Genomic DNA, 21,337 nt, shown 5'->3' on the forward strand with positions numbered 1-21,337 from the left:
TGTGCGGCATGGCTTGTTCTCGCCCAGGGCCCTCCTGACGGATCTCCGCGGCGTCGCGACGCCCGGCCCTTCGCCCGCGGGAATCCGTCAGAAGGACCCTGGTGGCGTGAGCGACACCTTGCACCTCACCGATGCCGAATGCAAGAGGTCGATCATACTCGCGCAAACTCGCTCACCTGGAGTACGTTGCCACCATGCTGCGAGAGACCCGCCACGAGAAGCTGCTGAGCATCCTCGGCGAGGAGGGCGTGCTGCCCATCGGGGAGATCGCCACACGCCTGGGCATCAGCGAGGCCACGGCCCGCAGGGACCTCACCGAGCTGGGCCGGGCGGGCCGGCTCACCCGGGTCTACGGCGGCGCGGTGGCGGCACCCTCGCAGGACGAGGAGCGGCCGTTCGGCGAGGTGGCGGTCGACGACCTGGCCGACAAGGAGGCCGTCGCGCGTGCCGCCGCCGAGCTGGTCACCGACGGCGATGTGCTGCTGCTGGACATCGGCACCACCACCCTCCAGCTCGCCAAGCTGCTGCGCGGCCGTCCGGTCACCGTGGTGACCAGCAATCTCGCGGTCTACGACGAGCTGCGCGACGATCCGCGGGTGACGCTGATCCTGCTGGGCGGGCAGGTGCGCGCCAACTACCGCTCCGTGGTCGGCTTCCTGACCGAGTCCAACATCCGCCAGCTGCGGGTCGGCCGGCTCTTCCTCGGCGCGAGCGGGGTGCTCCCCGACGGCAGCGTGCTGGACAGCACCCATGTGGAGGTGCCCGTCAAACGGGCCATGCTCGGCGCGACCCGGGAGGTGGTGCTGCTGGCCACCGCGGGGAAGTTCCCCGGTGACACCGGCCTCGCCCGGATCTGCGGACCGGAGCGGATCGACACCCTGATCACCAACAAGACTTCCGACCCGGCGACGCTCGCCGTGTTCCGCGAGGCCGATGTGGAGGTAGTGACCGTATGAGGCTGACTGTGCTGGGCGGCGGCGGGTTCCGTATGCCCCTGGTGTACCGGGCGTTGCTCGATGACACCGGGGACGAGGCGGGGCGCTGCACCGAGCTGGTGCTGTACGACACCGACTCCCGCCGGCTGGACGCGATCCGCGCGGTCCTGGCCGAACAGGCCGCGGGCCGCCCCAGCGCCCCCGCGGTCCGGGCCACCACCGATCTCGACGAGGCGCTGCGCGGCGCCGACTTCGTCTTCTCGGCCATCCGCGTCGGCGGTCTGGAGGGCCGGGCGACGGACGAGCGGATTCCGCTCGCCGAAGGGGTGCTGGGGCAGGAGACCGTCGGCGCGGGCGGGGTGCTCTACGGACTGCGCACCCTCCCGGTGGCACTGCGGATCGCGGAGCGGATCGCCGCCGTGGCCCCGGACGCCTGGGTCATCAACTTCACCAACCCGGCGGGCATGGTCACCGAGGCGATGCAGCGGGTGCTCGGCGACCGGGTGATCGGCATCTGTGACTCCCCGGTCGGCCTGTGCCGCCGCGCCGCGCGGGCGGTCGGCGCCGATCCGGACCGGGCCGTCTACGACTATGTGGGCCTGAACCATCTGGGCTGGCTGCGCCGGGTGGTGGTGGACGGCCGGGACCGGCTGCCGAAGCTGCTCGGCGACACCGCCGCCCTGGAGTCGTTCGAGGAGGGCAAGCTCTTCGGCGCCGAGTGGCTGCGGGCGCTCGGCGCGCTGCCCAACGAGTATCTGCACTACTACTACTTCAACAGGGAGTCGGTGGCCTCGATCCGTCAGGCCCCGGCCACCCGTGGGGAGTTCCTCCGCGACCAGCAGGCCCGGTTCTACGAAACGGCGGGCTCCGGTGCGCCCGGGGCGCTCAGGGCGTGGGAGCGCACCCGGCTGGAGCGCGAGGCCACGTACATGGCGGAGAGCCGTGAGGCCACCGGCGGCTGGGAGCGCGACACCTGCGATCTGGACGGCGGCGGCTACGACCGGATCGCGCTGGCCATCATGCGGGCCATCGCCCGCGATGAGCGCGCCACGCTGATCCTCAACGTGCGCAACCGCACGGCCGTCCCCGGTCTTGACGAGGACGCCGTGGTGGAGGTGCCCTGTCTGGTGGATGCGGGCGGGGCGCGGCCGCTGGCGACCGGCGCGGTGGCCCCGGACCAGCTTGGCCTGATGTTGTCGATCAAGGCGGTGGAGCGCTCGGCCATCGAGGCGGCCACGACCGAAGCGGGCAGCGATTCGGGCATCGCCCGCGGTGCGGCCCTACGGGCCCTCGCACTCCACCCGCTGGTGGACTCGGTCAAGGTCGCGGGCCGGATCCTCGAAGCCTCCGGCGCGCTCACCCGCCTTTAGGGCCTGCCCCAGCATATGTCCGTTCGGGCATTCCCCAGTATCTGAACCCGCCCGGTCGGGCTCCGTTCACGCCCTCTTTCGGCAAACGGGCGGGAAACGGGCCCGGCGGGTGGGCAACCAGGCATCCGGGTTCCTCACCGTCCGTGGCCTCACCCATCCCGACCTGCCCTCATAACGATTGTGAAACGGGCGCATACGGTCACGATCTCCATGGTGTCAAGGCTGGCCTCTCCTGTTGCACGCTTGTAAAACTGCCACGCAAGCCGAAAGACCTAGGCAGGAGGTGCGGCGTGGACGCGGAGGAACGCCGTCGGGAGATCCTCGACACGGCTCGCCGTGCCGGCGTCGTCGATGTCGGCAAGCTCGCCGCCGACCTCGGGGTGTCCAAGGAGACGGTGCGCCGCGACCTGCGAGTCCTGGAACAGCACGGACTGGTTCGGCGCACCCATGGCGGCGCGTACCCCGTGGAAAGCGCCGGTTTCGAGACCACCCTCGCCTTCCGCACCACCATGCATGTACCGGAGAAGTCGCGGATCGCGAGCGCCGCGGCGGATCTACTGGGCGATGCCGAGACGGTCTTCGTCGACGAGGGATTCACCCCACAGCTGATCGCGGAGGCCCTGCCCCGGGACCGGCCGCTCACCGTGATCACCGCTTCCCTCACGACCGCCACCGGCCTCGCCACCCGTGACAACACCACCGTGCTGCTCCTCGGCGGCCGGGTGCGCGGCGGCACGATGGCCACCGTCGACCACTGGGCGACGCATATGCTCTCGGGCTTCGTCATCGACCTGGCGTTCATCGGCGCCAACGGCATCTCCCGCCAGTACGGCCTGACCACCCCGGATCCAGCGGTCAGCGAGATCAAGGCACAGGTGGTGCGGGTGTCCCGGAGGAAGATCTTCTCCGGGGTGCACACCAAATTCGGAGCCGTCAGCTTCTGCCGATTCGCGGATGTCTCGGACTTCGAAACCATTGTGACCGATACCGGTCTGCCGCTGACCGAGGCGCATCGCTATTCGCTGCTGGGCCCCCAGATCGTCAGGGTCTGACCCTTTCTCCGCTGTTTTTCCTTCCCCACGTCCCTTCGATTGGACCCGTTATGCCAGTCCTGACTCTTCGCGCTGCCCGGATACCGGTGGTGGCCCTGACCGCGGGCGCGCTCCTCACCGGTTGCGCCGGTATGGGGGGCGGCAGCTCAGGCGACAAGACCGTCAATGTCCTGATGGTGAACAACCCGCAGATGGTAGACCTGCAAAAGCTCACCAAAAAGTATTTCACCAAGGAAACGGGCATCACGGTCAAATTCACCATGATGCCCGAGAACGAGGTCCGCGACAAGATCAGTCAGGACTTTGCCAATCAGGCGCGTCAGTACGACGTGGCGACCATCAGCAATTTCGAGGTGCCCTTCTACGCGAAGAACGGCTGGCTGATGCCGCTCGACGGCTACGCCAACAAGGACAAGGCGTTCGACCAGAAGGACATCCTCCCCTCGATGCGGGAGTCGCTGACCGCCGAGGACGGCAAGCTCTACGCCGAGCCCTTCTACGGCGAGTCGTCGTTCCTGATGTACCGCAAGGACGTCCTGGCCGAGAAGAATCTGAAGATGCCCGAGCGGCCCACCTGGCAGCAGGTCGCGGACATCGCGGCCAAGCTGGACGGCGCCCGCAAGGGGATGAACGGGATCTGTCTGCGCGGCCTGCCCGGCTGGGGTGAGCTGATGGCCCCGCTGACCACGGTGGTCAACACCTTCGGCGGCACCTGGTTCACCAAGGACTGGAAGGCGCAGCTGGACTCGCCCGAGTTCGTCAAGGCGACCAAGTTCTATGTCGACCTGGTGCGCAAGCACGGTGAGGCCGGTGCGGCCCAGTCGGGCTTCGCCGAGTGCCTGAACAACCTCACCCAGGGCAAGAGCGCCATGTGGTACGACGCCACCTCGGCGGCCGGATCGCTGGAGGCCGACAAGTCCCCGGTCAAGGGCAAGATCGGATATGTCCAGGCGCCGGTGGAGAAGACCCGGAGCTCGGGCTGGCTCTACACCTGGGCCTGGGGCGTGCAGAAGGCGTCGCGCCACCCCGACAACGCGTGGAAGTTCATCTCCTGGGCATCCAGCAAGAAGTACGAGGCCCTGGTCGGCAAGAACTTCGGCTGGGCCAATGTGCCCGCGGGCAAGCGGACGTCCACCTACTCCACCCCGGAGTACCGGGAAACCGCCGCCACCTTCTCCGAGGAGACCCGTAAGGCGATCCTCGGCGCCAAGCCGCGTGATCCGGGTGTGCAGCCGCGGCCGACGATCGGTATCCAGTTCGTCGACATCCCCGAATTCGCCGATCTGGGCACCAAGGTCGCCCAGGAGATCAGCGCCGCCATCGCCGGAAAGCAGTCCGTCGAGTCGGCATTGAAGAAGTCGCAGAAGCTGGCCGAGAACGTCGGCGAGGAGTACCGATGAGTAATCCGACGACGGCCGTACCCGTGAGCGGCAAGCGGCCACCGGCCGCGACCACAGCCTCCGCGGGGCGCCCTGCGGCGCCCCGGAACCGGGCCCGGGAGTGGGCCACCCGGGCACCGCTGCTGCCCGCGCTGATCTTCCTGATCGTGGTCACCCAGCTTCCGTTCGTGGCGACGCTGGTGATCTCGCTCTTCGACTGGAACTCGTTCCGGCCCGACCGCCGTGCGTTCGCGGGCCTTGAGAACTACAAGACGGTGCTCAGCGACTCGGCGCTGCGCGAGTCCATCGGCACCACCGTGCTGCTGACCGCCTCCGTGGTGATCGTCAGCGTGGTGCTCGGGCTGCTGCTGGCGCTGCTGCTCGACCGCAAGTTCCGCGGCCGTGGCCTGGTCCGCACCATGCTCATCGCGCCGTTCCTGCTGGTGCCGGTGGCCTCGGCGCTGCTGTGGAAGCACGCGCTGTACAACCCCGAGTACGGCCTGTTCAACGGCGTGCTCAACTGGCTGGGCGGGCCCCAGCCGGAGTGGCTCACCGATACGCCGCTGATCGCGGTGGAGGCATCGCTGATCTGGCAGTGGACGCCGTTCATGATGCTCATCCTGCTGGCCGGGCTCCAGAGCCGCCCGCTGGACACTCTTGAGGCGGCCCGGCTGGACGGGGCGAGCAACTGGCAGATCTTCCGCTTCCTGACCCTTCCGCATCTGCGCCGCTACCTCGAGCTGGGCACCCTGCTGGGGTCCATCTACATCGTGCAGAACTTCGACGCCGTGTTCACCATGACCCGTGGTGGCCTCGGCACCGCCAACCTCCCGTACACCATCTACGAAACCTTCTACAACGCCCATGAGTACGGCCTGGCGTCGGCCGCCGGGGTCGTCGTGGTGATCGGCACGATCATCATCGCCACCTTCGCGCTGCGCGTGGTTTCGTCCCTCTTCCGTGAGGAGGTGTCCCACGCATGACCGCCGTGAGCACCCCAGTCATCACCACCGTTTCGGAGGCCACCCGCCGCGCGAAGCGGCGCGGTACGGCGCTGGCCGTGCTGGCCTGGTTCGTCGGCGTCGTCTTCGTGCTGCCGGTGCTGTGGATGCTGCTGACCTCGTTCCACTCCGAGACCGACGCAGCCACCAACCCGCCCTCGCTGGCCGCTTCGCTGACCCTGGACGGGTACAAGGAGTTCTTCGGCTCGGGCGGCGGCGCGAGCCCCTGGCCCGCGCTGCTGAACTCGATGGGCACATCCATCTTCTCCACCTGCTTCGTGCTGGTGCTGGCGCTTCCGGCGGCGTACGCGCTGTCGATCCGGCCGGTGCGCAAGTGGACCGATGTGATGTTCTTCTTCCTGTCCACCAAGATGCTGCCGGTGGTGGCCGGACTGCTGCCGGTCTTCCTGTTCGCGCGGGACATCAGCTTCCTGGACAACGTCTGGCTGCTGGTCATCCTCTACACCTCGATGAACCTGCCGATCGCGGTGTGGATGATGCAGTCCTTCCTCGCCGACATCCCGGTGTCGATCATCGAGGCCGCCCAGATGGACGGCGCTCGGCTGCCCACCATCCTGTGGCGGGTCGTCGCCCCGATCGCGGGCCCGGGCATCGCCGCCACCTCGCTGATCTGCTTCATCTTCAGCTGGAACGAGATGCTCTTCGCCCAAGTGCTCACCGGTGTGGTCGCCCAGACCGCCCCGGCGTTCCTGACCACGTTCGTCACCAGCCAGGGGCTCTTCCTGGCCAAGGTGTGCGCGGCGTCGATGGTCATTTCCCTGCCGGTGCTCGCCGCCGGTTTCGCCGCCCAGGACAAGCTGGTCCAGGGCCTTTCGCTAGGAGCAGTCAAATGAGGGCCGCAGTCATCGAAGCCCCCGGGAAGGTCACCGTCGCCACCGTCGCGGACCCCACCCCGGGTCCCCGCGAGGTCGTGGTGGATGTGGCCGCCTGCGGGCTGTGCGGCACCGACCTGCATATTTTGCAGGGGGAGTTCGCACCCACGCTGCCCATCGTCCCCGGGCACGAGTTCGCCGGTGTGGTCGTCGGCGTCGGCAGCGATGTCACCGAGTTGGCGGAGGGCGACCGGGTCGCCGTGGACCCCTCCCTGCACTGCCATGAGTGCCGTTACTGCCGGATCGGCCGGGGCAATCTGTGCGACAACTGGAACGCGATCGGGGTCAGCGTCCCCGGCGGGGCCGCCGAGTTCGCGGTGGCCCCGGTGGCCAACTGCGTCAAGCTGCCCGAGCATGTGGACGTGGCCGACGCGGCCCTGATCGAGCCGCTGTCCTGCGCGGTGCGCGGCTATGACGTGCTCCACGGCAACCTGGGCGCCGAGGTGCTCATCTACGGCTCCGGCACCATGGGGCTGATGATGCTGGAGCTGGCCAAGCGGACCGGCGCCACCAGCGTGGACATGCTCGATGTCAACTCCGAGCGGCTGTCCACCGCCACCACCCTCGGCTGCTCCCGGGCCGCCGGCTCGGCGGACGAGCTGGATCAGCCGCGGGGCTGGGACGTGGTCATCGACGCCACCGGCAACCAGGCCGCCATTCAGGACGGTCTGGGCCGGGTGGCCAAGGCCGGGACGTTCCTGCAATTCGGTGTCTCCGACTACGCGACGCGGGCCACCATCGAGCCGTACAAGATCTACAACCAGGAGATCACCATCACCGGCTCGATGGCCGTGCTGCACAGCTATGAGCGTGCCGCCGGGCTGTTCGCGAGCGGGGTGCTGGACCCGAAGATCTTCATCAGCCACCGGCTGCCGCTGGAGGAGTACCCCAAGGCGCTCGACCAGTTCAAGGCGGGGCAGGGCCGCAAGATCGTGGTGGTCCCGTAACCGTGCGTGGTTGACGGCCCAAGCCCGGGACACCAGGCTTGGGCCGTCAATGATCACGATCGGCGGAGGGCGGGCAGATGGGCAAGGGCGACGCGGTGGTGGTGGGCGGCGGGCTCGCGGGCACGCTGGCGGCCGGTGCGCTCATCGGCCACGTCGACACGGTCACCCTGGTGGAGCGCGACCGCTACCCGGAGCAGCCCGTATTCCGCAAGGGCGTGCCCCAGGGCCGCCATCTGCACGTCTTCCTCAGCGGCGGGCGGCGCGCCCTGGAAGAGCTGTTACCCGGGCTGAACGGCGAACTGGAGGCGGCCGGCGCACACCGTCTGGAGGCGCCGCGCGATGTGATCACCAAGGCCCCCAACGGCTGGCAGCGCCGCTTCCACGAGGGCAGACACGCCACCACCAGCTGCACCCGGGCGCTGTTCGACGCCACCGTACGGACGCGGGTGCTGGCCGAGGCCGAGGGGTCCGGGACCCGGGTGGAGGTGCTCCAGGGCACCGAGGCCGTCGGGCTGCTCGGCGACGCGGACCGGGTCACCGGCGTACGGGTGCGGAGCCGGGACGCCGGGCGCGCCGGGCGGGAGCTGTCCGCCGATCTGGTCGTGGACGCCTCGGGGCGCGGCTCGCGCGCCCCCAAGTGGCTGGCCGAACTGGGCGCCCCGGCACCGCGCGAGGAGGTCGTGGACGCCGGGATCGGCTACTGCACCCAGATGTTCCGGCCCGCCGAACCGCTGGACATGGTGATGGTCATCCAGCCGCGCCCGGACCTTCCGCGCGGCGCGGCATGGTCCCCGGTCGAGGGCGGCCACTGGCTGCTGACGCTGTCGGGGGTGCGCGGTCAGCATCCGCCGACCGAGAGCTCGGAGGTGCCCGGCTTCGTCAAGTCCCTGGGCGAACCGGCGCTGTACGAACACCTGCTGACCTGTGAACCGGTCTCCCCGCCGTACGGCTTCCGCGACACCTCCAACCGCCGCCGCCACTACGACGCCCCGGGCGGGGTGCCCGAGGGCTTCCTCGCGGTCTCGGACGCCGCCTGCACCTTCAACCCGATCTACGGCCAGGGCATGGCGGTGGCCGCCCTCAGCGGGCTGGCCCTGCGCCGCTGCCTGGCCGAGGGGGGTCTGCGGCCCGGCTTCGCGGCCACGGCGCAGCGCGCGGTGGCCCGGGCGAGCGACACCGCCTGGCTGACCGCCGTCGGCGCGGACCGCCCGTACGCCACGGACGCGGACGCCACCCCGCCGGGGGCGGCCGAGCGGCTGCGGAGCTGGTACTTCGGACGGCTGGCGGGCCGGGCGGCGATCGACCGGGTGGTCGGCGCGGCGTTCCGTGATGTCATCTATCTGGCGGCGGGCCCGTCCCGTCTGCTGTCCCCCGGGGTCACCCTGCGGACCGTGCTGCTGCCGCGGGCCCGGGGGCTGACGGACCCGCCGATGCGCGTGGAGAGCTGACCTCCGGTCGAGCAGGAGCCCCCGGACCCCCGTCCTATGGGCTCCTCCCCCGCCCCGCCCCGGCCCGGCACATCAGGTCGGCACCGATGGCCCTACTGCTGAGCACCGGCGCGCCGTTCGGCACGGGGCTGCCGCGAGGCCGAGGGTGTCGGACGGTGCCTCGTCCCCCGTTCCGACCTGCGTCGGCACACTCTCCCCCGTCCTACGACCTCCCCGCTCCATGCGCGTTGTGAGCGGAACACTCGCACGACCGCACGTAACACGCAAGACTCTGCGCAGCATCCGCAGCGAAACAGCGCGGAATGCGCAGACTGATAATGTTGCTCAGGGCTGCGCGGAGTCGCGCAGGGTTACGGAAGGATGGGGGCCGCCATGAGTCAGGAGACCGGGGCGGAAGAGCGCAGGCGGCTGCGCGCGGTGGACCGCCGGGAACTGATCGCGCGAACGATCCAGACCGACGGCACGGTCGTCGTCGAGGAGCTGGCCCGCTCGCTGGAGGTGACTCCCTCCACCATCCGCCGGGATCTGGCGCTCCTCACCGAACAGGGCGCCATCGCCCGCACCTACGGCGGCGCGATGAGCGCGGGTCACACCGCCGAGCCCACTCTCGGGCAGCGCAGCGGGCTCGCGGTCGCCGAGAAGGACCGCATCGGGCGCTGGGCGGCCGCGCGGATCGGGCCGGGCGACACCGTGATCCTCGACGCCGGCACCACCACCGGTCGGCTCGCCCACCATCTGCGCGCCCGTACCGATCTGACCGTGATCACCAGCGGGCTCACCGCGCTGCGCGAACTGGCCGAGGCGGACGGCGTGGAGCTGATCACCCTCGCCGGGACCCTGCGCCATGTCAGCCAGGGCTTCGTCGGACCGCTCGCCGAGCTGACCCTGTCCCGGCTGACCGCGGACAAGGTCTTCCTGGGGGCCGACGGGCTGGACGCCCGGCTGGGGATCTGCGAGGCGAGTCTGCACCAGACCGCGCTCAAGGAGATGATGGCCGACCGCGGCAGGGAGGTGTACGTCCTCGCCGACAGCAGCAAGCTGGGCGAGTCCCCGTTCACCGCCTGGGCCCCGCTGGACCGGCCGTGGACGCTGGTCACCGACAGCGGCGCCACCGATGACCAGCTCGGCCCCTTTCGGGCGCTGCCCGACACCGAGGTGATCACCGTCTGACGGCACACCACCGCGGTGCCGGGGCGAGGGGCCGGGAGCCGGGCCCCCGGCCCGCCCGGATCAGTCCCGGTACAGCCGCGGCGCGGCCGTGGCGCCCGCGCCCACCAGGCCGAAGCTGTCCTCGACCTCGGCCTTCTCGGCGGCGTTCGGGTTGGGGTTGGTGCAGGAGACCCCGGCGGTGGAGCCGGACATCAGGCTCGAACACGGCCCCGGCTTCATATCCGGCAGCCCGAGGATGTGACCGAGCTCGTGCGAGGAGATCCGCACCGTGTTGTAGCCCTCGTCGACGGCCTCGCGGCCGAAGTAGATGGTGCCGCTGCCCAGTCCGGTGGAGAGGGTGCGGGGCCAGCCGTCGTCCGCGATGATCCGGACATCGGCCCGCTGACCGGATGTGGCCGGCTTCAGCTGGACGTTGACCACGCTCTCGTTCCAGACCGCCGCGCCCTTGGCCACGGCGTCCTTGAACTCGGCGGCCCCGCTGGCGTCGTACGTCACGACCCGCGCGGCGGCGGTGTGCTCCGCCGGGGCGGCGGAGGCGGGAGCGGCCACGGCCTGTCCGGCCGTCAGGGCGAGGACCGCGGTCACCGCGGCGGGTAAGGCGCGTACGAACTTGCTGGATCTCACGATCGGCCTCCTCGTGGGGGAAGGATGGACGGAGCAAGTGAGCATGAGCATGGCATGCATGCCGGCTCATCGGCCACTGTGCCCACACACCTTCTCGTATCCGGCCGGTTGTCCACAGGTGGTCACCATGGGCACCTCCCGGCCCCCTAGAATCACCGGATGGCTCTTCCCGACACCGGCCCCGAAACGAGCGACGCGCCCGACCCCGACAACGGCGACGCACCAGGACCCGGCACGAGCGCCGCGCTCGACGTCCTGCACCGCGTCTTCGGTTACGACGCGTTCCGGGGAGGGCAGCAGGAGATCATCGACCATGTGGTGGCCGGTGGTGACGCGCTCGTCCTCATGCCGACCGGCGGTGGCAAATCGCTGTGCTACCAGATCCCGGCGCTGGTCCGGAAGGGCGTCGGCGTCGTCATCTCCCCGCTGATCGCGCTGATGCAGGACCAGGTCGACGCCCTGCGGAACCTCGGGGTGCGGGCCGGGTTCCTCAACTCCACCCAGGACCTGGACGAGCGGCGGCTGGTCGAGGCCGAGTTCCTCGCGGGCGAGCTGGATCTGCTCTATCTCGCACCGGAGCGGCTGCGGGTCGAGTCCACACTGCGGCTGCTGGACCGGGGCACGGTCTCGCTGTTCGCCATCGACGAGGCGCACTGTGTGGCCCAGTGGGGGCACGACTTCCGGCCCGACTATCTGGCCCTGTCCGAGCTGCATGAGCGCTGGCCCACCGTGCCCCGGATCGCGCTGACCGCCACCGCCACCGAGGCCACCCACTCCGAGATCGCGTCCCGGCTGAAGCTCCAGGACGCGCTGCACTTCGTGGCCAGCTTCGACCGCCCGAACATCCAGTACCGGATCGCCCCCAAGAACGAGCCCAAGAAGCAGCTGCTGGAGCTGTTGCGCACCGAGCACGCGGGCGACGCGGGGATCGTCTACTGCCTGTCCCGCGCCTCGGTGGAGAAGACGGCCGAGTTCCTGGTCGCCCAGGGCATCGACGCGGTGCCGTACCACGCGGGGCTGGACGCGCGGATCCGCGCCGAGCACCAGGCGCGCTTCCTGCGCGAGGACGGTCTGGTCGTGGTGGCCACGATCGCGTTCGGCATGGGTATCGACAAGCCCGATGTGCGGTTCGTGGCCCATCTGGACCTGCCCAAGTCCGTCGAGGGCTACTACCAGGAGACCGGCCGCGCCGGGCGGGACGGGCTGCCCTCCACCGCATGGCTGGCGTACGGGCTCCAGGACATCGTCCAGCAGCGGAAGATGATCGACACCTCCGAGGGCGACGACACCCATCGGCGGCGCCTGGGCGCCCATCTCGACGCGATGCTGGCGCTGTGCGAGACGGTTGAGTGCCGCCGGGTGGGACTGCTGGCCTACTTCGGCCAGGAGTCCACCCCCTGCGGCAACTGCGACACCTGCCTCACACCGCCGGAAGTCCGGGACGGCACCGTCCCCGCGCAGAAGCTGCTGTCCACGGTGGTGCGGCTCAAGCGGGAGCGCAACCAGAAGTTCGGCGCCGGCCAGATCATCGACATCCTGCTCGGCAAGAAGACCGCCAAGGTCATCCAGTTCGACCATGACGCCCTGTCGGTGTTCGGCATCGGCACGGAGCTGCGCGAGGCCGAATGGCGCGGCGCGGTACGGCAGTTGCTGGCCCAGGGGCTGCTCGGGGTCGAGGGGGACTACGGCACGCTGGTGCTCACCGACGCGAGCGCGGAGGTGCTGAACGGGCGGCACGAGGTCAGGCTGCGGCGCGAACCGGAGAAGGTCACGCGGGCCGCGAAGGGGAAGACGGGCACCTCGGGGAAGGCCAAGAAGGCCCCGGTGGATCTGGCGGAGGAGGCCGTGCCGGTCTTCGAGCGGCTGCGCGCCTGGCGGGCGGCGACCGCGAAGGAGCAGGGTGTCCCCGCGTATGTGGTCTTCCACGACGCCACCCTGCGCGAGATCGCGACGAGTCTCCCGGCCACGCTCGATGAGCTCGGCACGGTGAACGGGGTCGGAGAGAACAAGCTGGTGAAGTACGGACAGGGGATTCTGGACACCCTGGCGTCCTGAGGTCATCCACACACGCCGATACGCACCCGCCCAACTCCGCCCGACGTACGTCGAACCCCCGCTTCCGGGAGCCGGAAGCGGGGGTTCGGCAGGTCGGGAGCACAGGGGTTACCGATGAATGTTACCTGAGGTAACGTCAGACCCCGCCCGTCAGAGGCGGTGGCCGCCGGGGACTGGGGTGCTCCGGCGGCCACTCACCCTCGCGCCTTTCCTCATGCCGTACGCGGCGGTCCCTACAGCTCCTTGATGCGGATGTCGCGGTACGAGATCACATCGTCGGTGCTGTGGACCTGGAGACCGATGTACCCGGAGGAGTACCGGCGGCCGTCCGTGCCGGGGTCGTCCGAGCGCGGCGGGGTGAACTCCTGGCCGCCGGTGTTGTCGAACTCATTGAGCAGCACACCGTTGCGGTAGATCGAGTAGTGCTGGCCGACCACCCGGATCTCATAGTCGTTCCAGCTGCCCTTGGGGGTGACCCCGGCGCCGCTGAGCCCGACCCGGTCGAAACCGTAGATCGATCCGGTCTTGTACATATCGCCGTCGGGGCGGTCGAGGATCTGCACCTCGTGCCCGTATTTGATGGCGACCCACTCCGGACGGGACTCCTCGGGGTGGTCGTGCACATAGGGGAAGCGCACGAAGACACCGCCGTTGGCATTGCCCGTCCCGGGTGCGTCATCGCGGAACTGGAGCTTCAGCGAGAAGTCGTCGTACGTCCGCTGCGGGAACCACAGCATGCCCATGCCCTCGACCGAGGTGTCGCTGGTCATGCTGCCGTCGTCGTTGAGACCGAAGGCCCCGCCGCCCACGTGCTGCCACTTGTCGAAGGACTTCTTGGTGCCGTCGAACAGCGGGCGGTAGCCCTCGTCCTGACCGGGCTTGCCGATCCCGGACTGCTTGGCCGCCTTGTTGATCGCCCGGTATTCGCGCTGGTCGATGACGCCGTCGCCGAGCAGCTTGTCGGTGACGGAGGTGACGTGCTTGAGGAACAGGGCGTGGGAGGACCAGTCCTTCTCGTCCTCGATCAGCTCATTGATGGTGCAGCGGCTGCGGGTGATGCGGTTGGGGACGCCGGTGTCCACCGTGCCGACGATCACCGTGAGGCGCTCGTCCCACTCGGGACACGCGGGTGCGGGCACCCCGCCGCCCTCGGCCACGCTGAACGCGATCTGCTGGGCCTCGGAGGTGTTGCCCGCCTTGTCGGTGGCGCGGTACGCGACGGTGTGGCGGCCCACCCGGTCCACCACCACGGGGGTGGTGTAGGCGAGATACGGACCGCTGTCCAGGGAGTACTCGACCTTCTCCACCCCGGAGTCGTCGTCCGCCGCGGTGAGCGCGACCTTGGCGCTGCCCACATAGGCACCGTCGGAGTTCTTCGTACCGTCGACCTTCGCGGAGACCACCGGGGGCATGGTGTCCTCGGCCGGCGGGGCCACGACGGTGAAGTCCACCGACTTCACCTCGGACACATTGCCCGCCTTGTCCGCCGCCCGGTAGCGGACGGTGTGCGCGCCCGCGTCATGGACCATCACCGGACCGGTGTAGGGCTGGAACTCCCCGTCGTCCAGGGCGTAGTCGATCCGGTTGACCCCGGAGCCGGTGTCCGAGGCGGTGACGGTCACGGTGGCCATGCCGATGTAGGCGCCGGACGGGTCCTTCTCACCGGAGACGGTGGCGGAGGTCTCGGGCGGTGTGGTGTCGTCCGTCGGCGGCGCCACCACCGTGAAGTCCACCGACTTCACCTCCGATACGTTTCCGGCCTTGTCCACGGCCCGGTAGCGGATGGTGTGCGCGCCCACCTGGTGGACCATCACCGGGGCGGTGTACGGCTGGAACGCCCCGTCCCCTTCCGCGAACTCGATCCGGTCCACGCCCGAGCCCTCGTCGGTGGCGGACACGGTGACGGTGGCCATCCCGATGTAGGCGCCGTCCGCGTTCTTCTCGCCCTCGACCTTCGCCGACGCGTCGGGCGCGGTGGTGTCCTCGCCACCGCCGCCGCCGGTGACCACCAGGATCCCCTGCATCTGGCCGTGGCCGGGGATGGTGCAGTGGTAGCGGTAGCGGCCGGGGCTGAGGGTGACCTCGGCGGTGTGCTTGCCGCCGCTGTCGTCCGAGGGGTTGGCCAGGATGTTCAGCGGGACGTCGTTGTTGTACTCGGGGTCGGAGACATCGAAGGTCAGGGTGTGCGGCATCCCCATCGTGTTGCCGGTGGCCGTGCTGTTCTCGAAGACGATGGTGGCCTTCCCGGCGACCGCGGTGGTGGGCGCCGAGCCGTACTTGGTGATGTCGTCACCCGCGGTCCAGGTGAGGACCTGCTCCGCGGCCTGCCGGGTGTTGTCCTGCCCGTTGGCCGCCGTCGCCGTGGCCGAGCTCAGTCCGAGAATCATGAGCAGCGCGGCGAAGAGGGCCATCCAGGGTCTGATGGGTTTCTGGCGCCTTCGTTTCACGGTCACTCCGCCTTCCTGGCCAGGTCCTTGGCGAGCGGAGTGGGCTCGCCGCCGGTGTAGGTGATGTGCCACAGCGCCGACTTGGAGTCGGAGGTGAAGAAGCCGCGCCCGTAGTCGAGGACGTAGAGCGAGCCGTCCGGGGCGAACTTCCAGTCCATGAGGTTGCGGATGCCGTCGGCGCCCACCGGGATGATCTTCTTCAGGGATTCGGCGTGCACCGGCAGCCCGCCCTTGCCGACGGTCTTCGGGTCGGTCACCACCGCGTGGCGCGGCTGGTCGGCGTCGTAGAAGTCGCCGACGAACCACTTGCCGTCCCAGTAGGCGGGCCACTTGGTGGTGGAGTCGCTGTCGGCGTCATAGCGGTAGACCGGGCCGTTCATGGTGGCCTGACCGCCGCCCTTGAGCCACGGCAGCAGGAACTTGGCCTCCGACGCCTTGTAGCTGGGGATGCCGTTGGCGTCCCGCGGATAGTCGGGGGCGCCGCCCTGCGGCGAATACCAGATGGTGTTCCCGGTGATGGGCGGCAGGTTCACCAGACCGTTGTTGTTGGGCGACTCGTTCTTGGGGTGGTCGCAGTCGTACCAGCCCAGGGGCTTGCTGGGGTCGGGCAGATTGCGGTCCCGGTAGGGCTGCTTGTTGCCCATGCAGAACGGCCAGCCGTGGTTGCCCGCCTTGGTGATGGCGGCGAAGGTGTCGTACTTGGCCGGGCCCCAGGTGGTGCTGGGCTCCCCCGCGTCGGGGCCGACCCAGCCCGCGTAGAGGATGTCGGTCTTCTGGTCCACGAAGATCCGGGCCGGGTTGCGCACACCCATCACATAGATCTCGCCACGGGTCTTGCCACCGCCCTCGTCGGGCTCCTTTCCGGTGAAGAGATTGCCCTCGGGGAGGGTGTAGGTGCCGTCGTCCTCGGGGTGGATGCGCAGGATCTTGCCGTTGAGGTTGTTGGTGTTGCCCGCGGTGCGGCGCGCGTCGGCGAAGGAGACGCCCTTGTAGTTCGGCTCCGGGTTGTTACCGGAGTAGCCGTCGCTGAACTGCGAGGAGTTGTTGTCCCCGGTGGCGATGTAGAGATTGCCCTTGGAGTCCCAGCTCATCCCGCCGCCCGCGTGGCAGCAGCTGTGGATCTGGACCGGCCAGGAGAGCAGGACCTTCTCCGAGGCCAGGTCCAGCTTGTCGGTCTTCAGGTCCAGGGTGAACCGGGAGACGCGGCGCTCGGCCATCTGGGTGTCCCGGTTGATCCGGGAGTGCGGGGTGTAGTGGAGATACACCCAGCCGTTGTCGAGGAAGTCCGGGTCCAGCTCGATGCCGAGCAGCCCCTCCTCGACCTTGATCAGCTCATCGCCGCCGCCCTTGTTGCCGAAGACGGTCAGGGCGCCCGCGAGCGTCACCTTGCCGGTGGCCGGGTCGTAGACATGGATCTGGCCCTGGCCCTTGCCGATCTCCGGGTCGTTCCAGTCGGTGACCACCGGCGCGCTGTTGTCACCGCCGCCGCGGCCGATGTAGAGCACCCGGCCGTCCTTGGCGACGACGAGGCCGTGCGGCTCGCCGATCTGGTCGGACTGGCCGGGCTGGTTGGGCTTGGTGACGCGCTCGGCCTTGTAGTTCGCGTTGATGGTGGCCTTGCAGTCGGCGCTGGAGAGACGGGTGGTCCACAGCAGCGCGCCCCGCAGATGGGCCCGGAAGTCGGTCTCCTGGAAGGTGGCGACCGTACCGCCCATTCCGGTGTAGAAGGAGCGGCCGCCGTCGTAGTCACGGCACCAGGAGATCGGGTGGTCCCAGCCGTTGGCGCCGGTGCCCGGCTGGTAGCTGGACTCCCGGACCCGGGCCACCGTGTGCACCGCGCCGGAGGGGTTGTCCTTCCAGTTCAGCCAGGTGTCCGTGCGCTTCCACTCCAGCGGCAGCTCCTTGGTGGCCGGGTGGACGCGGTCGCCCACCTCCACCACGGCCCGCTGGGCGGTGGCCGGGTTCGTGGCGGCCGGGCGGGCGCCGATCAGCCCGGAATACCAGTCGGAGTACGGCTCGTTGCGGGCCGCGTCATGGATGCCGAGGAAGCCGCCGCCCGCCTCCATGTACGACTCGAGCCCCGCCTCCTGCTCGGGGTCGAGCACATCCCCGCCGCCGGTCAGGAAGACCACGGCGTTGTACTTGCCCAGCTTGGGCTTGGTGAAGACCGAGGCGTCGGCGGTGGCGTCGACGGTGAACCGGGTCGCCGCGGGGCCCTGGTTGCCGATCCGCTCGATGGCCTCGATGCCCGCGTTCACGGTGGCCGGCTCGTCCCCCGCCGAGCCGTGGAACACCAGGACCCGGACATTGTCACCGCCGGGCGGCGACGGCAGCGTGAGTGGCGCACGATCCTCGGGCCGGGCGCTGGCGGGGGTCCCGCCCAGCAGGGCCGCGGTGAGGGCGCCGAAGAGCAGTGCCGCCACCCCCGCGCGTCTCTTTCGCAGCCGACCGGCTGTCAGCCCTCTACTTTTCGAGGGCATTTGATACGGCATATCCCGCATTGGTCACCCATCCCTCTCACGTACCGGAAGCACCGCGAAGGAAGCTAGACGGCTTTTCGCGAGTCGCCAATAGCTATGACCGCAACTCAACGAACTTTGTCCTGAGTGTGGATGAACGAGGATCGCCCGGCTACCGTGAGAGCACCCCGGGGCATCTGCGCATCGTCAATGGCAGGGGATCCACAGCTATTTGGGAGAACGATGAGCGACGCACCCGCCTTCACATCCAGACGCGGTCTCAGCAGACGGCTCTTCACCGGCGGCGCGGCCGCCGCGGCCGTAGGACCGCTGGCCCTCACCACCTCCGCCGCCGCGAAGGCGCCGACAGCCCAACGTGGCGGCATCCGGACGGCGACCGCCGGCGGGACCGTCCGCCATCTCAAGCTCTACGCCGAGAAGCTGCCGGACGGCCAGATGGGATACGGGCTCGAGAAGGGCAAGGCCAGCATCCCCGGTCCGCTGATCGAGCTGACCGAGGGCGACACCCTGCACATCGAGTTCGAGAACACCATGGACGTCACGGCCAGCCTCCATGTGCACGGCCTGGACTACGACGTCGCCAGCGACGGCACCGAGCTCAATCGCAGCGCGGTGGAGCCGGGCGGCACCCGCACCTACACCTGGCGCACCCACGCCCCGGGCAAGCGCGCCGACGGCACCTGGCGGCCGGGCAGCGCGGGCTACTGGCACTACCACGACCACGCGGTGGGCACCCCGCACGGCACCGGTGGCCTCCGCAAGGGGCTGTACGGCCCGGTGGTGGTGCGGCGGGCGGGCGACATCCTGCCGGACAAGCAGTTCACGATCGTCTTCAACGACATGACGATCAACAACAAGGCGGGCCATGACGCCCCCGAGTTCCGGGCGACGGTGGGCGACCGCGTCGAGATCATCATGATCACCCACGGTGAGTACTACCACACCTTCCATATGCACGGGCACCGCTGGGCGGACAACCGCACCGGGCTTCTGGAAGGCCCGGGTGATGTGAGCCGGATCATCGACAACAAGATCACCGGGCCCGCCGACTCCTTCGGCTTCCAGGTGATCGCCGGGGAGAACGTCGGTGCGGGCGCCTGGATGTATCACTGCCATGTCCAGAGCCACTCCGACATGGGCATGGCCGGGCTGTTCCTGGTCGCCAAGTCCGACGGCACCATCCCCGGCTACGACCCGCACCCGATGTCCGCGCACCACTCCGATTAGCCGCCGGTACGGAAACGACGGGGCGGGCCACCGGCCCGCCCCGTCGCCGTGTCGCCCGGTCAGGCGGTGTGCAGCCGCAGGCCGTACACCGACAGGATCTCGTTGACCGGCTGGTACCAGGTCTCGCCGCCGCTGGAGCAGTTGCCCCAGCCGCCGGAGGTCACGCCCTGGGCCTGGTCACCGCTGATGAACGAGCCCCCGGAGTCACCGCCCTCGGCGCATACGCTGGTCTTGGTCATCTGGTGCACTGCGCCCTGGCTGTAGTTCACCGTCTCGTTCTTGGCCAGGACCGTGCCGCAGTGCCAGTGGGTGGTGGAGCCGGAACGGCAGATGGAGGCGCCGATCGGGGCCTCGGCGGAGCCGCGGACCAGCTGGTCGGGCACGGTGCCCCAGCCGAGCACCACCGGCACGGTCCACCAGCCGCTGCCGACGCTGACATAGGCGTAGTCGTTGCCGGGGAAGGAGGAGCCCTGGAAGTTGCCGATGTACGAACCGTCCCAGCCGCTGACGGAGCCCCCCGCCTGGCCGCAGTGCCCGGCGGTGACGAAGCCGCCCTGGACCGAGAAGCCTATGGAGCAGCGGACGTTGCCGGTGTAGTACGGGTCGCCGCCGACCGTTCCGGCGGCGAAGGTGGTCGGCGCCTGGGCGGGCGCCTTCTCCACGGTGACCGGGACCGAGGACGAGCGGTCGGCCTCGCGGAGGAACGCGCGGACGGCGGCGTCGCCCTCGTGCCCCGCACGGACCCGGACCACGACGGCACCGGCCCGGGGGTCGGTGCTCCAACTGCTCACCCCGGCCGGGGCGGCCTTCTTCCGGGACCGCTCGTCCAGGCGCGCCTTGGCCGCGTCGAGCGCGTCGGCGCTGTGCTCGACGATCCGGGTGGTGGCGCCCGTGGCCCGTACCGATGCGGCCCGCTCGGCGCTGGTGACGCCGACGACCAGCTTTCCGCTGCCCGCGTCGTACCACGAGCCGCCGTAGGAGGTGCCCGCGGCGCGCTTGGCCTTGGGCTCCAGCTTCATGGCGGCGGCTTCCTGGCCCAGCCGCTCGCGCGCCTGGTCCGCGGTCAGGCCGAGGTCCCGGCCGAGTGCGCGGACGAGGCCGGCGGACGGCGCCGACGCGGCGGCGGGCTTGGCCGCGGGGGCGTCGGCGCCGGATGCCGCGGCGGCGGTGGAGAATGCCCCGCCGGCGCCCGAGAGGGCACCGAGGACGAGGAGTGCGGACAGTCCGGCACGGACAACGGGCTTCCGTCTCATGGAAGTTCCCCTTCTGCTCAGCAGGTGAGAGCGCTTTCACGTGTCGATCGCGCAGAGCCTAGCGAGTCAGGGGGGAAAGTCCAGACCAAGATGGTGATCGGTCACACTCGGGCACGACGCCGCGGCGGACTCAAGGGGCTTCGTCCGGATTCCAGTTGAGCAGGCGCACCTGGGCGACGGTGCGGACATGGCGGCGCATGGCCGCGGCGGCGGCCTTGGGGCGGCGCTCGGCGATGGCGTCCAGGATGCGCTGGTGCTGGGCGAGGGAACGCCTGGGACGGCCGGGCTGGTGCAGCGACTCCTCGCGGCTCTCGGCGATCTGGTCGGCGATCGAGCGCATGAACTCGGCGAGCAGCGGGCTGTGGGCGGCCGCGGTGACGGCGGCGTGGAAGCGGCGGTCGCCCTCGATGCCGTAGCGCCCGCCCTCGATCTCGTCCTCCATCCAGTGCAGGGCCTGCTGGAGGGCCATGAGGTCGTCGTCGGTGCGGCGCTCGGCGGCGAGCTCGGCCAGCTTGGTCTCCAACGCCTCGCGGGCGTCGAGCACATCGGGCAGCCGACGGCGGCGCTCCACCAGCCGCTCGACGGGCTCGGTGTCGAGGCTGTCGCGCAGCAGGCACATTCCGCCGCCCTGGCGCACCTCGACCAGCCCCTGCACCTCGAGGACGACGATGGCCTGTTTGACGGAGGCGCGGCTGATCCCGAGCCGCTGGGCCAACTCGCGCTCGGTCGGCAGCCGGTCGCCCGCGCGCAGCCCGCCCTCCTCCACATAGGCGCGCAGCCTCTCCAGCACCTGCTCGTACAGGCGCTGACGGTTCATCGGGCGCAGCGCGTCCCCGGCCATACGAGCTCCCCCCATCGCGGTTTGTGATGGCCCCGATTCGCAGCGTAGCACCGGGTGGATGGATGGCGCGGCGGTCTTGCGGCCCTGTGGAGCACTGGCCAATTGGCTGAGCCAATCTGCCACCGATGTCTTGACTGCCGAGCCGTCCGGCCCTCAACGTGGCTGAGCCAGCAGGCCACTTGGCCCGACCGTCCCCGGTGCGCCGACCGGGTCCC

Annotated in this window: 16 protein-coding genes; 11 read left to right on the forward strand and 5 right to left on the reverse strand. The window is 69.8% G+C overall.

From position 1 onward, the window contains the following. The first annotated feature begins 194 nt into the window (after nt 1-194). The 9 genes from NQU54_RS02435 (at nt 195) to NQU54_RS02475 (ending at nt 10,195) form a co-directional block, all read left to right on the forward strand. Nucleotides 195-956, forward strand: a complete 762-nt coding sequence (locus NQU54_RS02435) for a DeoR/GlpR family DNA-binding transcription regulator (protein ID WP_069860362.1) — start codon at nt 195-197, stop codon at nt 954-956. Continuing rightward, nucleotides 953-2,305 (forward strand): 6-phospho-beta-glucosidase, encoded by a 1,353-nt coding sequence (locus NQU54_RS02440; protein WP_257629516.1) that lies wholly within the window; start codon nt 953-955, stop codon nt 2,303-2,305. Before NQU54_RS02435 ends, NQU54_RS02440 begins: the two co-directional genes overlap by 4 nt. A gap of 290 nt (nt 2,306-2,595) precedes the next feature. Then, a complete protein-coding gene (locus tag NQU54_RS02445) occupies nt 2,596-3,357 on the forward strand; it encodes a DeoR/GlpR family DNA-binding transcription regulator (protein ID WP_069860361.1) in 762 nt (253 codons plus the stop codon). A gap of 50 nt (nt 3,358-3,407) precedes the next feature. Beyond that, the gene (locus NQU54_RS02450) at nt 3,408-4,757 is read left to right on the forward strand and encodes an ABC transporter substrate-binding protein (RefSeq protein ID WP_069860360.1); all 1,350 of its coding nucleotides are present in this window, start codon (nt 3,408-3,410) and stop codon (nt 4,755-4,757) included. After that, a complete protein-coding gene (locus tag NQU54_RS02455; protein WP_069860359.1) occupies nt 4,754-5,719 on the forward strand; it encodes a carbohydrate ABC transporter permease in 966 nt (321 codons plus the stop codon). The genes NQU54_RS02450 and NQU54_RS02455 overlap by 4 nt, the downstream gene beginning before the upstream one ends. Beyond that, the gene (locus NQU54_RS02460; RefSeq protein WP_069860358.1) at nt 5,716-6,591 is read left to right on the forward strand and encodes a carbohydrate ABC transporter permease; all 876 of its coding nucleotides are present in this window, start codon (nt 5,716-5,718) and stop codon (nt 6,589-6,591) included. Before NQU54_RS02455 ends, NQU54_RS02460 begins: the two co-directional genes overlap by 4 nt. After that, nucleotides 6,588-7,577 carry a zinc-dependent alcohol dehydrogenase family protein gene (locus NQU54_RS02465; RefSeq protein ID WP_069860357.1) on the forward strand — a complete coding sequence of 330 codons (990 nt, stop codon included), beginning with the start codon at nt 6,588-6,590 and terminating at the stop codon, nt 7,575-7,577. The genes NQU54_RS02460 and NQU54_RS02465 overlap by 4 nt, the downstream gene beginning before the upstream one ends. 77 nt (nt 7,578-7,654) lie before the next feature. Further along, on the forward strand, nt 7,655-9,025 hold the full coding sequence (locus tag NQU54_RS02470; RefSeq protein ID WP_257629517.1) for an NAD(P)/FAD-dependent oxidoreductase: 1,371 nt from the start codon (nt 7,655-7,657) through the stop codon (nt 9,023-9,025). Nucleotides 9,026-9,397: 372 nt separating this feature from the next. Further along, on the forward strand, nt 9,398-10,195 hold the full coding sequence (locus tag NQU54_RS02475; protein WP_257629518.1) for a DeoR/GlpR family DNA-binding transcription regulator: 798 nt from the start codon (nt 9,398-9,400) through the stop codon (nt 10,193-10,195). Nucleotides 10,196-10,255: 60 nt separating this feature from the next. Here NQU54_RS02475 and NQU54_RS02480 read toward each other — a convergent pair whose 3' ends face one another. Beyond that, on the reverse strand, nt 10,256-10,819 hold the full coding sequence (locus NQU54_RS02480; protein WP_257629519.1) for a snapalysin family zinc-dependent metalloprotease: 564 nt from the start codon (nt 10,817-10,819) through the stop codon (nt 10,256-10,258). Nucleotides 10,820-10,978: 159 nt separating this feature from the next. Here NQU54_RS02480 and recQ point away from each other — a divergent pair, with 159 nt between their 5' ends. Continuing rightward, the gene (recQ, locus tag NQU54_RS02485; protein WP_257629520.1) at nt 10,979-12,874 is read left to right on the forward strand and encodes a DNA helicase RecQ; all 1,896 of its coding nucleotides are present in this window, start codon (nt 10,979-10,981) and stop codon (nt 12,872-12,874) included. A 233-nt stretch (nt 12,875-13,107) separates the two neighbouring features. On the opposite strand, the gene NQU54_RS02490 is transcribed toward recQ, so the two are convergent. Together NQU54_RS02490 and NQU54_RS02495 are read right to left on the reverse strand one after the other, a co-directional pair. After that, nucleotides 13,108-15,285: an OmpL47-type beta-barrel domain-containing protein gene (locus NQU54_RS02490; protein ID WP_257629521.1), complete on the reverse strand. Its 2,178-nt coding sequence runs from the start codon at nt 15,283-15,285 to the stop codon at nt 13,108-13,110. A 38-nt stretch (nt 15,286-15,323) separates the two neighbouring features. Continuing rightward, complete coding sequence (locus NQU54_RS02495) at nt 15,324-17,822, reverse strand: ThuA domain-containing protein (RefSeq protein ID WP_372505757.1); 2,499 nt, start codon at nt 17,820-17,822, stop codon at nt 15,324-15,326. A gap of 201 nt (nt 17,823-18,023) precedes the next feature. Here NQU54_RS02495 and NQU54_RS02500 point away from each other — a divergent pair, with 201 nt between their 5' ends. Continuing rightward, nucleotides 18,024-19,028: a multicopper oxidase domain-containing protein gene (locus tag NQU54_RS02500; protein ID WP_257629523.1), complete on the forward strand. Its 1,005-nt coding sequence runs from the start codon at nt 18,024-18,026 to the stop codon at nt 19,026-19,028. A 59-nt stretch (nt 19,029-19,087) separates the two neighbouring features. Here NQU54_RS02500 and NQU54_RS02505 read toward each other — a convergent pair whose 3' ends face one another. Both NQU54_RS02505 and NQU54_RS02510 read right to left on the reverse strand, forming a co-directional pair. Then, the gene (locus tag NQU54_RS02505) at nt 19,088-20,281 is read right to left on the reverse strand and encodes a S1 family peptidase (protein WP_167505216.1); all 1,194 of its coding nucleotides are present in this window, start codon (nt 20,279-20,281) and stop codon (nt 19,088-19,090) included. Nucleotides 20,282-20,411: 130 nt separating this feature from the next. After that, entirely contained in the window at nt 20,412-21,122 is a 711-nt protein-coding gene (locus NQU54_RS02510) for a FadR/GntR family transcriptional regulator (RefSeq protein WP_257629524.1), read from the reverse strand. Nucleotides 21,123-21,337 lie beyond the last annotated feature (215 nt).

It is taken from the genome of Streptomyces malaysiensis subsp. samsunensis (assembly GCF_024519315.1).
Taxonomy (GTDB): Bacteria; Actinomycetota; Actinomycetes; order Streptomycetales; family Streptomycetaceae; genus Streptomyces; species Streptomyces malaysiensis.